At 51.6% G+C, this 14170-nt stretch carries 14 protein-coding genes; 6 read left to right on the top strand and 8 right to left on the bottom strand.

Annotation, left to right across the window (positions count from 1 at the left end; translation table 11 throughout):
• Positions 1 to 75: 75 nt before the first annotated feature.
• Together ACVBEJ_RS11470 and ACVBEJ_RS11465 are read right to left on the bottom strand one after the other, a co-directional pair.
• Positions 76 to 1308 carry a tetratricopeptide repeat protein gene (locus tag ACVBEJ_RS11470; protein ID WP_447129767.1) on the bottom strand — a complete coding sequence of 411 codons (1233 nt, stop codon included), beginning with the start codon at positions 1306 to 1308 and terminating at the stop codon, positions 76 to 78.
• 451 nt (positions 1309 to 1759) lie between these two features.
• Positions 1760 to 2941, bottom strand: a complete 1182-nt coding sequence (locus ACVBEJ_RS11465; protein ID WP_447129766.1) for an acyl-CoA dehydrogenase — start codon at positions 2939 to 2941, stop codon at positions 1760 to 1762.
• Positions 2942 to 3235: 294 nt separating this feature from the next.
• Here ACVBEJ_RS11465 and alr point away from each other — a divergent pair, with 294 nt between their 5' ends.
• Complete coding sequence (gene alr / locus ACVBEJ_RS11460) at positions 3236 to 4321, top strand: alanine racemase (protein ID WP_447129765.1); 1086 nt, start codon at positions 3236 to 3238, stop codon at positions 4319 to 4321.
• Between the two features lie 73 nt (positions 4322 to 4394).
• On the opposite strand, the gene ACVBEJ_RS11455 is transcribed toward alr, so the two are convergent.
• Genes ACVBEJ_RS11455 through htpX form a run of 3 tightly spaced genes read right to left on the bottom strand, consistent with a single transcriptional unit; the run spans position 4395 to position 6024 of the window.
• Entirely contained in the window at positions 4395 to 4784 is a 390-nt protein-coding gene (locus ACVBEJ_RS11455; RefSeq protein ID WP_447129764.1) for a hypothetical protein, read from the bottom strand.
• Positions 4781 to 5140 (bottom strand): Rieske (2Fe-2S) protein, encoded by a 360-nt coding sequence (locus tag ACVBEJ_RS11450; protein ID WP_447129763.1) that lies wholly within the window; start codon positions 5138 to 5140, stop codon positions 4781 to 4783. The genes ACVBEJ_RS11455 and ACVBEJ_RS11450 overlap by 4 nt, the downstream gene beginning before the upstream one ends.
• Positions 5137 to 6024, bottom strand: coding sequence for a protease HtpX (gene htpX / locus ACVBEJ_RS11445; protein WP_447129762.1), 888 nt, complete (start codon positions 6022 to 6024; stop codon positions 5137 to 5139). The genes ACVBEJ_RS11450 and htpX overlap by 4 nt, the downstream gene beginning before the upstream one ends.
• 112 nt (positions 6025 to 6136) lie before the next feature.
• Here htpX and ACVBEJ_RS11440 point away from each other — a divergent pair, with 112 nt between their 5' ends.
• Complete coding sequence (locus ACVBEJ_RS11440) at positions 6137 to 6619, top strand: LEA type 2 family protein (protein WP_447129761.1); 483 nt, start codon at positions 6137 to 6139, stop codon at positions 6617 to 6619.
• A gap of 103 nt (positions 6620 to 6722) precedes the next feature.
• Here ACVBEJ_RS11440 and ACVBEJ_RS11435 read toward each other — a convergent pair whose 3' ends face one another.
• The 3 genes from ACVBEJ_RS11435 to pilB form a co-directional block, all read right to left on the bottom strand.
• Positions 6723 to 7610, bottom strand: a complete 888-nt coding sequence (locus ACVBEJ_RS11435; protein WP_447129760.1) for a prepilin peptidase — start codon at positions 7608 to 7610, stop codon at positions 6723 to 6725.
• Between the two features lie 24 nt (positions 7611 to 7634).
• Complete coding sequence (locus ACVBEJ_RS11430; RefSeq protein WP_447129759.1) at positions 7635 to 8849, bottom strand: type II secretion system F family protein; 1215 nt, start codon at positions 8847 to 8849, stop codon at positions 7635 to 7637.
• 209 nt (positions 8850 to 9058) lie between these two features.
• Positions 9059 to 10783 carry a type IV-A pilus assembly ATPase PilB gene (gene pilB / locus ACVBEJ_RS11425; protein ID WP_447129758.1) on the bottom strand — a complete coding sequence of 575 codons (1725 nt, stop codon included), beginning with the start codon at positions 10781 to 10783 and terminating at the stop codon, positions 9059 to 9061.
• Positions 10784 to 11191: 408 nt separating this feature from the next.
• Between pilB and ACVBEJ_RS11420 the strand changes: the two genes are divergently transcribed.
• The 4 genes from ACVBEJ_RS11420 to ACVBEJ_RS11405 all read left to right on the top strand — a co-directional run bounded on the left by ACVBEJ_RS11420 (position 11192) and on the right by ACVBEJ_RS11405 (position 13988).
• Entirely contained in the window at positions 11192 to 11461 is a 270-nt protein-coding gene (locus tag ACVBEJ_RS11420) for a ribbon-helix-helix domain-containing protein (RefSeq protein ID WP_447129757.1), read from the top strand.
• Complete coding sequence (locus ACVBEJ_RS11415) at positions 11445 to 11714, top strand: type II toxin-antitoxin system RelE/ParE family toxin (protein WP_447129756.1); 270 nt, start codon at positions 11445 to 11447, stop codon at positions 11712 to 11714. The genes ACVBEJ_RS11420 and ACVBEJ_RS11415 overlap by 17 nt, the downstream gene beginning before the upstream one ends.
• 354 nt (positions 11715 to 12068) lie before the next feature.
• Positions 12069 to 12539, top strand: coding sequence for a pilin (locus tag ACVBEJ_RS11410; protein ID WP_447129755.1), 471 nt, complete (start codon positions 12069 to 12071; stop codon positions 12537 to 12539).
• Between the two features lie 291 nt (positions 12540 to 12830).
• Positions 12831 to 13988, top strand: coding sequence for an ATP-binding protein (locus ACVBEJ_RS11405; RefSeq protein WP_447129754.1), 1158 nt, complete (start codon positions 12831 to 12833; stop codon positions 13986 to 13988).
• The last annotated feature ends 182 nt before the right edge of the window (positions 13989 to 14170 follow it).

Here is a 14170-nt window from a genome sequence, read left to right as displayed (position 1 = left end):
GTAACACCGTGATCGCAAGCAGGGTAATAGACTGCAATGGCAAACAATAATTGCCGGAATAAGTGTAAAGAAGCGTTAATCGATGAGCAGGCTCAATTCGTAACCGGTGCTGGCTGAGGGGTCGCCATTGTCCAGGGGATTGCGAAAACGGGCGTTACGCAGTTGACTGCGGACTTTGCCAGCCACGGATTTTTCGGCGGGCTGGGTTTCCAGAATGGTGATGTTATGCGCTTTACCGTTCAGGCCGATGTCTATTTTCACCCTGGCGATGGTGGAGAAGTTGGCCGGATTTGGTGTATCGAAAACGGGCAACATATGGGGGCTGTCAAACAGTTTGCTGCGCTCCTCCAGCTGCTTGTGCTCTGTGAGTAGCTGCCAGCTTTGGCGATAGAGGTTGTGTGCCTGCTGTGGGTTATTGCCAAACAACATCAACCAATCCCCTTGCAGAGCCAGATTGTTGGCCAGCTGCAACGGCTGCTCGTTTTTCTGGTGGAGGCGTTCAAGCCTGCTGTAAGCCGCCAGGACTTTGCCAATGGAGTTATCAATTTGCTCGCTCTGATAACGTTTTGCCAGCCGGTAAGTTTCCCGGCGCTGGTGTTCGTCGTAGGCGATCTGGTATTCAAAGCGGCTTTCGCGACGGTAACGGGGGCGAAAACGCCGGCTGTTGAAGCGCACATAGTCACCGGGTGGCTGCGGGGTAAAGCGCTGCAAGTAATCGATCAGGTAGTAGTGGTTTTCAATGTCACTGTTTAACCGTTCAATGGTTAGTGGATTTTTCTGTCCATTGCCGATAATGGCGGCGCGGGTCACAAGGCGGATTGCTTCATTGAGATGGGTAAAGGACTCTTTGCTGCGCGTCTGCACGTACTGGCCGCGATGCCAGTGAGCCGCTTCCAGTTGCAAGGGCAGCAATTTTGGCGAGTTGTTGCCGTAGTGGTTGTGGTAAAGGTCCAGCTGGCGCTGATAATTGCTGGCGACGGCGGCGTTGTTTTCCGTGGCCTGATAACTGGCATTGAGCAGCCGCAACATGGGTTGCTGGGAAATATGGTTCATGCCGTCGTTGACCCGGCGAACGTGCAGCCCGTGCTTGAAAATATCGATGGCATCTTCGTGTTCACCGCTGGCCTGTAGCGCTTCACCCAGGCCGCGCAGCGGTTCTGCCAGGGCGATATCGTAGGCGCCGTATTGGGCTTCCAGTTCGTCGATGGCCTGTTGATATTGCCCTATCTCGCTGTCTGTCGTTGCCCCGTGGCCAGCCGCTGTTGGGAAAAGAAGTGCCAGTGGTAGCAGTACTCTCAATATGCTCAAAGACTTCCTCCGTAATAAAAAGCCACAGAGTGTAACGGTATTGGAAATTATTGGATGACGTTGGAATGCTACAGGGTTTTCGCTTTGATGGGTAAGAATGTCATCCTGTGACGGAATAGTGAGTGGCCGTCATCGCGAGCGCAGCGCGGCGATCTCGACCAAAGTGGCAGAGGAGTTTGGGAATTTGGTTGTAATTAGGAGCCTGTCGGGTTTAGGTGATCGTCACGAGGGAAAGGCCGGTTTGAGTCAGATTTTTCGATTATTTGAGGCGAATAGCCCGCTATTTAACGAGAATAATCGGAAAATATGGCCAAATCCGGCCTTTCCACAGTAGATTAATCCTAAATCCGACAGGCTCCTAGATGAAGATTGCTTCGCTTTGCTCGCAATGACCGGGGTGAGGGGTATATGCCGGCAACCATCGCGGTTGCCGGCTGTTGTGGCGGTGCTATCAGCAAAATGCCTGAATGTCGGTTTGCGCACGCCCCAGAATCAGCGCGTGTACGTCGTGGGTGCCTTCGTAGGTGTTTACCACTTCCAGATTGAGCATATGGCGCATAATGGGGTATTCGTCGGAGCAGCCGTTGCCGCCGTGCATGTCCCGGGCCTGGCGAGCGATATCCAGTGCTTTGCCGGCGTTGTTGCGCTTCAGCAGTGAAATCAATTCCGGTGCCAGCTTGCCCTGGTCTTTCAGGCGGCCCGCTTGCAGGCAGCCCTGCAAGCCCAGCCCAATTTCCGTTTGCATGTCCGCGAGTTTTTTCTGGATGATCTGGTTTGCCGCCAGCGGGCGATTGAACTGTTTGCGGTCCAGTACGTATTCCCGCGCCGCGTGCCAGCAGGCTTCGGCGGCACCCAGTGCTCCCCAGGATATGCCGTAGCGGGCGCTGTTCAGGCAGCCAAACGGCCCGCGCAAACCCTGTACGCCGGGCATCAGGTTGTCGTCTGGTACGAATACGTCTTCCATGACAATTTCGCCGGTTACGGAAGCCCGCAGCGCCAGCTTGCCTTCTATCTTTGGTGCCGACAGACCTTGCATGCCTTTGTCGAGAATAAAGCCGCGAATCACATCGTCTTCGGTTTTGGCCCACACCACGAACACATCGGCAAAGGGCGAATTGGTGATCCACATTTTGGCGCCGTTGAGAATGTAGCCGCCATCCACTTTTTTGGCGCGGCTTTTCATGCCGCCGGGGTCGGAGCCGTGGTCCGGCTCTGTCAGGCCGAAGCAGCCCACCCATTCTCCGCTGGCCAGTTTGGGCAGGTATTTTTGTTTTTGTTGCTCGCTGCCATAGGTGTAGATGGGGTACATCACCAGGCTGGATTGCACGCTCAACATGGAGCGGTAGCCGGAGTCCACCCGCTCCACTTCCCTGGCCACCAGGCCATAACACACGTAGTTGACGCCGGGGCAGTCGTAGCCCTGGATGGTGGAGCCCAGCAAGCCCATTTCGCCCATTTCGTTGAAGATGTTTCGGTCGGTGTGTTCGTTGCGAAAGGCCTCGCGTACCCGGGGAGCCAGTTTTTCCTGGGCGTATTGGCGGGCGGCATCCCGTACCATGCGTTCTTCATCGGTGAGTTGTTGTTCCAGCAGGAACGGATCCTGCCAGTCAAATTTGGCCCAGCTGTGTGGCATGGTGTGCTCCAGAAAACGATTGTGAATATCTAGTAGATCTTTAATGTAATTTTGTCGAGTTTACTGGCGCAGTGTCCACAGGCCTTTTCAGACACGCTGTGAATACATCCTTGTACGCTCGGTGGCCGCTATCCCTGCGGCCAACGGTCTGAAAAGGCCTGTGGACACTGCACCCGGCAAAGTTAACCTGCAGCACTACTAGCGAAAGTCTCCAAAGTTTAACGCGCACAAGTCACTAAGGGCAGAGTAAAATTAAGAGTACAATGGCACTTTTGGTTAAAATTGATCCGCAATATGGCCAGATTTATTCAGGCAGATATCAGTCGCTCTGCGTTGCAACATAACTTTCAGTTGGTGAAGTCATTGGCCGGGGTTGCCCGCGTGGTGGCGGTAATCAAGGCCAATGGCTACGGCCATGGCGCGGCAGAGGTGGCGCGTTCGCTGCCGCAAGCGGATATTTTTGGCGTCGCCAGCATTGAAGAAGCCCTGGAACTGGTGGAGTCCGGCATTCGCCAGCCGGTGCTGTTGCTTGAAGGTTTTTTTGAAGCCAGCGAACTGCAGGAGATTGCCCGCTTTGATTTTGAAGTGGTCATTCACAGCCGCGACCAGTTGGACAAACTGCTGGCCGCCCGTTTGCAAAAGCCGGTCACGGTGTGGCTCAAACACGACAGTGGCATGCACCGCCTGGGCTTTACCAGTGAGCGCTTTCGCCTCGCTTATCACGACCTTGAAAACAGTGCCAATGTGGGTGCCATTCGACTGATGTCTCACCTGGCCTGTGCCGATGAGCTGGGCAACCGGTTTACTGATCAACAGCTGGATAATTTTGAACAGGCCTCTGAGGGTTTGCGTGGCGAGGTCAGCCTGGCCAATTCTTCCGGTTTGCTGGCCTGGCCCCGCAGTCGCGGCCATTGGGTGCGGCCGGGTTTGGTGCTTTATGGGTGCTCGCCGTTTGCGGAACCCCACCCCATTGCGGAAAAGCTGCAACCGGTGATGACGTTGCACTCGCGCATTATGGCCATCCATCAGCTTGAAGCCGGTGACGGCGTGGGCTACGGCCAGGCGTGGCGTGCAGAAAAAACCACTCGCGTAGGCACGGTGGCGGTGGGCTACGGCGACGGCTACCCCCGCCAGGCTCCCAGTGGTACGCCGGTACTGGTGAACGGCCAGCGTTCCCGGTTGTTGGGGCGGGTGTCTATGGATATGTTGTCGGTGGATTTGAGCCATCTGCCAGATGCCAAAGTCGGCGACCGGGTGGTGTTGTGGGGCAAAGGGGAGAATGGCACACAGCTCAGCGCCAGCGAAGTCGCCCATGCAGCGGGCACTATTCCCTGGGTGTTGCTGACCGGAATCACCAGTCGGGTGCCGTTGAACTATTAACCCGCGCTGGCTGCGCCAGCGGCGGCACATCCCTGCGCCGCAAACCTGTAAGGTTGCCGGTTTAACATCACCGCTAAAGACTTTCCAACTTGATGTGTATCGCCATCAATGTCTGATCGCCAATTACCTGTGCGGTATGGCCGTGTAACTGTTTGTCAAAGGCCGTATGGTCCGCCAGCCGATCTTTGGCGATAAACATATCCCCCGCGGAAAAATCCCGATAGCTGCCATCGCGCAGGCCAATACGCAGTGTGCCCTGGCGAATCACAATCAGGGTTGGGTCCCCCGCTACGTGCCAGTCGCTAAAATAACCGGGCTCGCTGACCCGGTGGCGAAAATTCAGGGCGTCGATTCTGGGGGAAATAATCAGGCCGTTGTAGTCTTCAAGAGAAAGCCTTTGCTCGCTAAACAGTGAAGGGCCGGAATCGGGATTTTCCAAAATGGGGACGGTGATATTGGTCATTGGCTTTTGTTGTGAATTGGCAGGTCAATAACTACGGTACTGTTTTTTATGCGGCAGGGGATTCTGTCCAGAGAATCGCCACTGCATGGCCCAGCCACACACAACCCGGTTTCCGGCTGAAAAATCGCGGCGTGAATGGCGCACTGGATAAATTTTTTCTCCACATCAAAAAACTGATCCGGTTGCCAGTTCAGTGGCATGCCCGTATGGGGGCAGCTGTTGCGGTAAACAAAAACTTCTCTGCCTTGCCGTACCGCAAACAGGGCTTCGCCGCCGGGGTAAAACTCTTTGCTGCCGCCATCGGGAATGTCGTTTAAATGGCAGAGCTCTATCTGGCTCACTGATTCGTGGCTCACTGAATGCCCGCCGGTGAACGAAGTGCTGCAATGCGCTGTTCCAGGGGCGGGTGGCTGAGTAACAGTTTACTCATTACCTGCTTGAAGCCGCCGGAAATGCCAAAGGCGGTCATGGTGTCGGGCATTTGGCTGGGGACCTGGGCGTTCATTTCTTCCTGCAGGCGTTGCAGTGCACTGATCATGGCGGCGCGCCCAGCCAGTTGTGCGCCGGCGGCATCGGCGCGAAATTCCCGCCAGCGGGAAAATTTCATCACCACCATGGAGGCGAGAATCCCCAGCACAATTTCCGCAAAGATGGTGGTAATCCAGTAGCCAATACCACGGCCGCTTTCGCTCTTGAATACAATGCGATCCACGGCGGTGCCGATAATGCGGGCGAAGAACATCACAAAGGTGTTCACCACCCCCTGAATCAGCGACAGGGTAATCATATCGCCATTGGCCACATGGCCAATTTCGTGGGCCAGTACCGCGCGCACTTCTTCTTTGTTCATGCGTTGCAACAGGCCGGCACTTACCGCAACCAACGCGTTATTTTTGTTCCAGCCGGTGGCAAATGCGTTGGATTGCCGGGCGGGGAAAATGCCCACTTCCGGCATGCCGATATTGGCTTTGTTGGCCAGCTCTGCCACAGTGTCTAGCAGCCAGCGTTCTTCCGCGGTGCGCGGTTGTTCAATAATCCGGGTGCCGGAGGCGCGCTTCGCCATCCATTTGGAAATAAACAGGGATACCAGTGAGCCGCCCATGCCGAACAGGGCGCAGAACACCAGCAGGCCACCGGTCTGGCCGACGATAATGCCCTGGCTTTGCAGAATATTCAGGGTCACACTGGCGACAATCAGCACCGCCAGGTTGGTGAGCAAAAACAGCCCGATTCGTAACATTCTTTCCTCCAGGGGAGCCAATCGTAAAAACGGCTCTATAAAGCTATAAAAGTGATCAACTGAACTTTAAAATGCGTCCATTACAGGAAAAATCAAGTGAAAGAGGTGTGAAATGGCGGCAGCTACTTTGCTAAGAAAGGTATTGTCTCAAGCCGTGGTGCTGCTGGCAGTAATGCTGCTGACGGGTTGTGCGTCTTTAACGCCGGGGTTTCAGAACCCGGAAGTCAATCTGGTTGCTGTTGCGCCGGTATCGAGCAGCAGTTTGTTGGAGCAGCGTTTTAAGGTGGGGTTGCGGGTGCTCAACCCCAACTCAGTGCCGTTGCCGGTTAAAGGGCTGTCTTACAGCCTCAAACTCAACGGTTACAAAGTGGTGAGCGGTGCTACCGGTGATATTCCCGAGTTGCCCGCCTACGGTGATGTGCGCCTGGATTTGGAGGCGGGTGTCAATTTGCTGGGCGGAGCCCGGTTCCTCAGTGGTATTCTGAATAATCCCCATCAACAGCTGGATTACCAGCTGGAAACTCGTTTGGATGTGGGGTTGTTGTTGCCGGCCATCACATTAGTGGAGGAGGGGCAGATATCTCTACAGCAGTAGCTGTGGCGCCAAAAGCAGCGTTGTGGCCGTGAGAACCTTGGTACTTGAACCTTGTGAGATCCTTACGCAGCTGCGCTGCTCAGGATGACAGCATTTTACATTTCTACGGTGCCAACATGGGGGTGTACCAGGCGAGAATATCGTGCCCCCACAGCAGGGCAATCCATCCCGCCGCCGCCAGGTAGGGGCCAAAGGCGATGGGGATTTGTTTGTCGCGGCCCAGTATCAGAATGCCGGCAATGCCCACCAGTGCACCGACCACCGCAGACAGCAAAATAATCATCGGCAAAAACTGCCAACCCATCCAGGCACCCAGTGCCGCCAGCAGCTTGAAATCCCCGTGGCCCATGCCTTCTTTGCCGGTGAGTTTTTTGTAGATGATATATACCGACCACAATGACAGGTAGCCAGCTGCACCGCCAATGACCGAGCTGGTTAAATCTGTAAAACCTTCTATTCCAGGGAACGCCTGAGTATTCGCCAGCAGGCCAACCCACATCAGCGGCAGGGTGATATTGTCCGGCAGCAGTTTGTGGCCGAAGTCGATGCCGGTCAGGGCAATCAGGCACCAGGTAAATAACAGTGCCAGTAAGCCTTGTTCTGTAAGGCCACCACCGTTGGATAAAAAATGAAAAATAACAAAGCCGGACAGAATGCCCGTAAGTAGTTCAACCGCCGGGTATTGAATGGGAATTCTGGTGTGGCAGTTTTGGCACTGGCCCTTTAGCAGCAGATAGCTGACTACCGGAATATTGTGCCAGGGCTTGATGGGGGCGTTGCAGGCCGGGCAGTGGGAAGCGGGGAATGCCAGAGAAATGCGTGGTTCTACTTCGGCTTTTAATTCCAGAATCTCCCGCGCCATTTCCCGCCAACTGATGTGCAGTTGCATGGGCAGGCGGTAGATAACAACGTTAAGAAAGCTGCCCACCAGCAGGCCCAATATAACGGCAACGCCCACCAAAAGGGTGGGCGGGAGGTTGAGTTCTGGCATAGGGTGTTTCTCTTTTTATTGTTTTTAGATAGCTTGGCCAATTTGGAATATGGGCAGGTACATGGCTATCAGCATGCCGCCAACCATCACACCGATTACTGCCATGATTAACGGTTCTAATAAAGTGGTGAGGTTGTCTACTGCATTATCCACCGCTTCCTCGTAGTGAATGGCAGCTTTTTCCAGCATATCATCCAGTGCACCGGATTCTTCACCAATGGCTGCCATTTGTACAAGTAGTACGGGAAATATTCCAGTGCTTCTTAATGAACTATTGAGCTGCACGCCAGTGGTAACATCATCCCGTACTTTATATATTGCATCTCGGTATACCGCGTTACCAGATGCGCGAGCTACAGAGTCCAGTGCTTCTACCAAGGGTACGCCAGCTGCAAAAGTTGTAGATAGAGTACGGGCAAACCGGGCTACAGCACCTTCATTCAGGATCACTCCTATAATCGGTATTTTTAGGGTAAACCGGTCTATTGCATCAGAGAACTTGGGTGATTTGCTCCTTGCTTCTTTAAAAACAAAAAAGGCAGCGATTAGGATAATGGCGAAAATCCACCAGTTTTCTTGTGCTGCTTCTGAAATACCTAACACAAACAAGGTAAAAGCGGGTAGGTCGGAACCGAAGCTGCTAAAGGTTTCAGCAAATTGAGGAATAACTTTAACTAATAAGATGCCCATCACAATCACTGCTATCGCTAATACTGCAGCCGGATAGGTCATGGCTTTTTTGATCTTGGCTTTTAGGGTTTCCAATTTCTCTTTATAGAGTGCAATCCGATCCAGCATGGTTTCCAGGGCACCGGAGGTCTCACCGGATTCCACCAGGCTGCAAAACAGATCATCAAAATACTTGGGGTGTTTGCGCAGGGACGAGCCAAAACTGGCGCCAGCCGCCACATCGTCGCGAATGGATTCAATCAGGGATTTCAAGTTGGTGTTTTCGCAGCCTTCGGCAACGATATCAAAGCTCTGTACCAGGGGCACACCGGCTTTCATCATGGTGGCCATTTGGCGGGTAAAGGCGGCGATATCGGCGGGTTTGATGGGTTTGCCGCCACCGCCGAACAGGGGCTTGGGCTTTTTCTTGACGTTGTTGGCGGTAATGCCCTGCTTGCGCAACTGGGCGCGGGCAAAGTTGGCATTGGCACTGCGAATTTCGCCCTGAACAGCGGTGCCTTTGCGGTCTTTACCTTTATAGACAAATACTTGCGCTTCTGCGGTTGCCATAACCCAATCCTTCGATATTTAGTCTAGTTATTCTTAAAATCTACTGTCATTGCGAGGAGTGAAACGATGAAGCAATCTCGTCAAGATAACCGATAAAGGTATTTTTATCACGAGATTGCCGCGGTCGCTACGCTCCCTCGCAATGACGGAGTTATAGTGTTGTTTGGTGCCGTAGGGTGGATTAGCGCAGCGTAATCCACCACAAAGAATCAGTCTTTCGTCACCCGATTGGCTTCTTCCAAACTGATTATACCCTTGGCGGCCTTTAAAAGTGCCGACTGGCGCAAAGTTCTGAAGCCTTCTTCTTTGGCCTTTTCTGCGATCTGCAGGGAGTTGCCCCCCTCCATAATAATGCGCGAAATGGCCGGGGTAACCTTTAATACCTCGTACACACCGCTGCGGCCTTTATAGCCATTGGTGCACTTTGGGCAGCCTACCGGGTGGTACAGTTCAAATTCCTCCCGGGGCAGGTCGATGGTATCAAAGCCTTCTTCGCTAAGAATCTTGTCCGGTATATCGTCCGCCGGGCGGCGGCAGTGCTGGCACAACCGGCGCGCCAGCCGCTGGGCAATAATCAGGCTGACGGATGTGGCCACGTTAAAGGCGGGAACTCCCATGTTCAGCAAGCGGGTCAGGGTTTCCGGCGAGCTGTTGGTGTGCAGGGTGGATAATACCAGGTGACCGGTTTGTGCCGCTTTAATGGATATTTCGGCGGTTTCCAAGTCGCGAATCTCACCCACCATGATCACATCCGGGTCCTGGCGCAAAAAGGCCCGCAGCGCTTCCGCAAAGGTCAGGTTGACCTTGGTGTTGATCTGCACCTGGTTAATCCCGTCCATATTGATCTCGATGGGGTCTTCCGCGGTGGAGATATTGCGCTCCGGGGTATTGAGAATGCCCAGCCCGGTATAGAGCGATACGGTTTTACCACTACCGGTGGGGCCGGTAACCAGAATCATGCCCTGGGGTTGGGCCAAGGTGTTCATATAGGCTTCTTTCTGGTCTTCTTCGTAGCCTAGGGCGTCGATGCCCATTTTGGCGCTGTTGGAGTCCAGAATCCGCAGTACAATTTTTTCCCCGTACAGGGTGGGCAGGGTATTTACCCGGAAGTCGATGGCCTTGGATTTGGACAGTTTCAGTTTGATGCGGCCATCCTGGGGGATGCGGCGCTCGGAAATATCCAGTTGCGACATTACCTTCAAGCGCGCTGCCAGCCGGGGGGCAAGATTGGCGGGGGGTTTGGTCATTTCCTGCAATACACCGTCGATACGGAAGCGCACCCGGTAGCTGCGTTCGTAGGGCTCGAAGTGAATATCCGATGCCCCCAGCTTGATGGCGTCCAGCAACAGCTTGTTGATAAAGCGCACAATGGGGGCGTCGTCGGTATCGCCGCCGTGGTCTTCTTCGGCAGGGTCTTCAGCAGCACTGACGTCAAGGTCATCCAGGTGCACATCATCCAGGGTGCCCAGTGCCTCTCCTAAATCTTCCTCCTGTTGATTGAGGAAGTTTTCAATGGCCGCTTCCAGCTTGTCGTATTCCACCAGTACCGGCTCAATGGTCATGCCGGTCTGGAACTGAATTTCGTTAATGGTGTGGTGGTTGGTGGGGTCGCACACGCCCAGGGACAGGCGATTGCCCCGGTTGTACAAGGGCAGGGCCTTGTGGCGGCGAATCAGCTTGCCATCCACCAGCTCCTTGGGGGCGGTATCCACATTAAAGGAATCCAGGTCCAGTAACGGCGAGCCAAATTCGTTGGCGGCCACTGTTGCCACCAGTTGGGCCGGTAGCACATTGTTGGTGACAATGTGTTCCACAAAGGGCGTTCGCTGCTGCTGGCAGTGAATAACCGCTTGTTCAGCGACCTCCTGCTCAATCAGGCCGTCTTGTACCAGGCGTTTCGGCAGGCCGCGCAGGGCGTTATTGGCTGGGGTCATGGTGTGTGTCCGTTATTATCGTTGCTATCGCCTGTTATTCTGAACAGCGCAGTGACGGGGGGATCTTTAACTGCGCGGTGCTGGGTATCCCTGATTATGGCAATAGGTATATCTAAGAGCAATGGCCGGGTGCTTTTAATCAAGAGGTCGTGGCATTTGGCGAGCAGGTAGCTCTGGTTCAAGTCTTTGTATATCGCATTATCTTTATATATGGACGAACAAATATTTACACATGGACGAATATTGATTTACATATGGCCGAAAAGTAGCTCAGGATGCCATAGAAAGAAAACGTCACAAAATCGAGACTTTTGAACATCAATTCGTAGCGGGCGGTTGTTTTTATGGTAAACAAGGTGGTGTAAAATTACACCGCTTGATTGTCATTAAAAAGCCAGAGGTGAAATCATGTCAACCAGACAAACTATTACACTTTCGGGGCCTAACAATAGTTGGTTAGCTGCTCAGACAGAGAGTGGTGAATACAGCAGTAAAAGTGAGGCCATAAACGATCTGATACGTAGAGCCAGGCGCAATGAAGGTGAGTTGGCAGCAATTCGTGCCGGATTACTGCAAGCTGAAGAAAGTATAGCCAGGTACGGCTATAGCAAGAAGTCAGTAAGCCAGATTTGGGAAGAAGCCAAAGAACAGCATAAGGCTGATGATGGCAACATATGAACTCTCTCCGCAGGCAGAGATAGACCTTTTTCAAATTGCCATATATACGCTGGACAACTTCGGCCTGGCACAATCTGAGCATTACCGCGAAAAGCTGGAAAAGCGTTTTCAAGAAGTAGCAGATAATCCGAAGCAATGGCCCACTTTTGATGAAATTCGTAAAGGCTACCGGCGCAGTGTGTGTGGTTCACACTCAATTTATTACCGCGAAAAAGCCACTTTCGTGGAAATTATGCGCGTTTATGGTCGATAAGCTCCCAAAGACGTATAGCATTTTCTGACTTCTGACTTCTGACTTCTGACTTCTGACTTCTGACTTCTGACTTCTGACTTCTGACTTCTGACTTCTGTCCTGACAAAATTTGTCACTTAACGTTCCAACCCAGTGACCAATCCTGTCCCCCTGCCCTCACCTCCACCCGTCATTGCGAGGAACGCAGCAACGCGGCAATCTCCTGCCTTAAAAGTAAATTCACACAAGTAATTGAATTAAAAGAATTTAATTATTTTCTCAGAATAAAAAAGCACCGCCCCCAAAACCTGGCACACCCCTTGCTAAAGCCACTACGACTGTTCATAACAACCATAAACTTTCGAGGAGAATATTATGAAACAGCGTCAAGGGGGCTTTACCCTGATTGAATTAATGATCGTGATTGCGATTATCGGTATTTTGGCAGCAGTAGCTTTGCCTGCATATCAAGACTATACAGTTCGTGCCAAGGTGTCAGAGGGTGCGGTTCTTGCGAGTAGCTTGAAAGTAGGTGTGGCAGACTTATTTGCTGATAGAGGTTTAGCTGGAATTGGTGTGTATGCTGCTGAAATTGCTGCTGACCAAGCTAACCTTTCGACTGACTTGGTTACTGCTGTCGCGATTACAGGTGCAGGTCGAATAGATATTACCTTAGGTGGTATTCCTCAGCTTGGAGCAACTAATGTTATTAGTTTTCTTCCTGAAATTGGTGATAATGCATTAGCTGACGATAACGCTACAGGTACGATTGAGTGGGAGTGTGATGCTACTAATAACCCGGCTACTACTATTCCTGTACAATTTTTGCCTGCTAACTGCAGATAATAAATCAATACTAAATCAATAGGGTCATTCTCGATTAATCTGACCCAACCCCTTCAAAGCCCGGCTTCCCGCCGGGCTTTGTCGTTTCTAGAGTTAAAGGGGTCGAGTTAAAGGGGTCGATTAAAGGGGTCGAAGCCCTTTTTTAAAGCTATTGTCTCAAGGCTGTCTTAATTATAGGCCCAGTTATCTTTTTCAGAGTGTTCGATGGTTAAATGGTTTGAATGTACAACTTTAGCTTGATTTATGAATATTTCAAGTTAAACTTGAAATATTCATATATTAGGTGGCGTAATGATTAAACGAGACCTTGAAAGGGAGTTGATTCAATCAGCAAGAGAATATCCCGTTGTAACTATTATTGGCCCACGGCAGTCTGGCAAGACGACTCTTGCCAAAGTGGCCTTTCCTGATTATAGCTATTGTTCATTGGAGGACCCGGATGTACGCCGGTTTGCCACTGATGATCCGCGCAGCTTTTTAAAGGCTTACTCTAAAAATGTGATTTTTGATGAGATTCAACGGGTTCCAGAGCTCCTTTCTTATATTCAAGGAATGGTTGATGAGAGTAAGTCTAAAGGTCAATTTATTTTAACCGGGTCGCACCAATTGGCATTGCGTGCTGAGATTTCTCAGTCTCTAGCCGGCAGAACTGCGTTATTAACTTTATTGCCCTTAAGCATTTCTGAGGCGGCAGAAGTAGCTCATTTTGATAGCAGAGACGATCTTTTGTATAGGGGCTTATTTCCCAGGGTATATAGCGATGGGCTCAACCCGTCTAAAGCGTATGCCAGTTATTACAAAACCTATGTTGAGCGGGATATACGCCAACTGATCAATCTTAAGAATGTTGCTTTATTCGAGAAGTTTTTAAAGCTGCTGGCAGGTAGGGTTGGTCAAGTCGTTAACTTTAACTCACTGTCAAATGATGTGGGGGTTTCGGGGACAACGCTTAAAGAGTGGCTCAGTGTGTTAGAGGCTTCGTTCATTATTTTTAAGCTCGAGCCCTATTTTGAAAACTTTGGCAAAAGGGTCATCAAGTCCCCCAAGATTTATTTCACCGATACCGGGTTGCTTGCGTATCTGTTGGATATTGATTCGGCAGGGGTAATGGCAAGGGATCCCCTGATTGGCAATGTATTCGAAAACTTGGTGATATTGGAGTTGGTGAAGGCGCGCTTGAATAAAGGTCTTGGCCCGAATCTTTATTTCTATCGGGATTCTAATGGTTTGGAAGTGGATGTGCTGTTTAAGCAGGGTGCTGCTTTAACACCCATAGAGGTTAAGTCGTCAGGGACGTTTCACCAGGATTTTTGTAAGGGGGTTAAACGATTTCAAGCCTTAACCGATCAGGCAATAAAAGGTTTTATCATTTATTCTGGTGATTTTACGCCTGATACAGAAAGCTATCAGGTGTTGAACTTTCTTGATGCCTCGAAAGTGATCGATTAGGTCGAAATTTGGTTGCGAATTAACCATTGTCAAAAAAGATTCATATTGCGTGTTGACAGGAGTTTTTTGGGCGCTATTATGCGCGTCCCTCGCCGGGGAGGTCATGTAGTTTTGCAGGCTGCTTTTGGTTGAGGTTTGTTGTTGGTTAAGTTTTTGATTTTGTTTGTGTTTGGCGTGTTTTG

Source organism: Porticoccus sp. GXU_MW_L64 (assembly GCF_052983295.1).
Note: the sequence above shows the minus strand (reverse complement) of the source record. Positions and strands in the feature narration are given on the sequence as shown.

Excerpts from the sequence above, each read along its gene's own strand:
- ACVBEJ_RS11465 (WP_447129766.1), bottom strand. The coding sequence starts at position 2,941 with ATGCCACACAGCTGGGCCAAATTTGACTGGCAGGATCCGTTCCTGCTG.
- alr (WP_447129765.1), top strand. The coding sequence starts at position 3,236 with ATGGCCAGATTTATTCAGGCAGATATCAGTCGCTCTGCGTTGCAACAT.
- ACVBEJ_RS11455 (WP_447129764.1), bottom strand. The coding sequence starts at position 4,784 with ATGACCAATATCACCGTCCCCATTTTGGAAAATCCCGATTCCGGCCCT.
- htpX (WP_447129762.1), bottom strand. The coding sequence starts at position 6,024 with ATGTTACGAATCGGGCTGTTTTTGCTCACCAACCTGGCGGTGCTGATT.
- ACVBEJ_RS11440 (WP_447129761.1), top strand. The coding sequence starts at position 6,137 with ATGGCGGCAGCTACTTTGCTAAGAAAGGTATTGTCTCAAGCCGTGGTG.
- ACVBEJ_RS11435 (WP_447129760.1), bottom strand. The coding sequence starts at position 7,610 with ATGCCAGAACTCAACCTCCCGCCCACCCTTTTGGTGGGCGTTGCCGTT.
- ACVBEJ_RS11430 (WP_447129759.1), bottom strand. The coding sequence starts at position 8,849 with ATGGCAACCGCAGAAGCGCAAGTATTTGTCTATAAAGGTAAAGACCGC.
- pilB (WP_447129758.1), bottom strand. The coding sequence starts at position 10,783 with ATGACCCCAGCCAATAACGCCCTGCGCGGCCTGCCGAAACGCCTGGTA.
- ACVBEJ_RS11420 (WP_447129757.1), top strand. The coding sequence starts at position 11,192 with ATGTCAACCAGACAAACTATTACACTTTCGGGGCCTAACAATAGTTGG.
- ACVBEJ_RS11415 (WP_447129756.1), top strand. The coding sequence starts at position 11,445 with ATGATGGCAACATATGAACTCTCTCCGCAGGCAGAGATAGACCTTTTT.
- ACVBEJ_RS11410 (WP_447129755.1), top strand. The coding sequence starts at position 12,069 with ATGAAACAGCGTCAAGGGGGCTTTACCCTGATTGAATTAATGATCGTG.
- ACVBEJ_RS11405 (WP_447129754.1), top strand. The coding sequence starts at position 12,831 with ATGATTAAACGAGACCTTGAAAGGGAGTTGATTCAATCAGCAAGAGAA.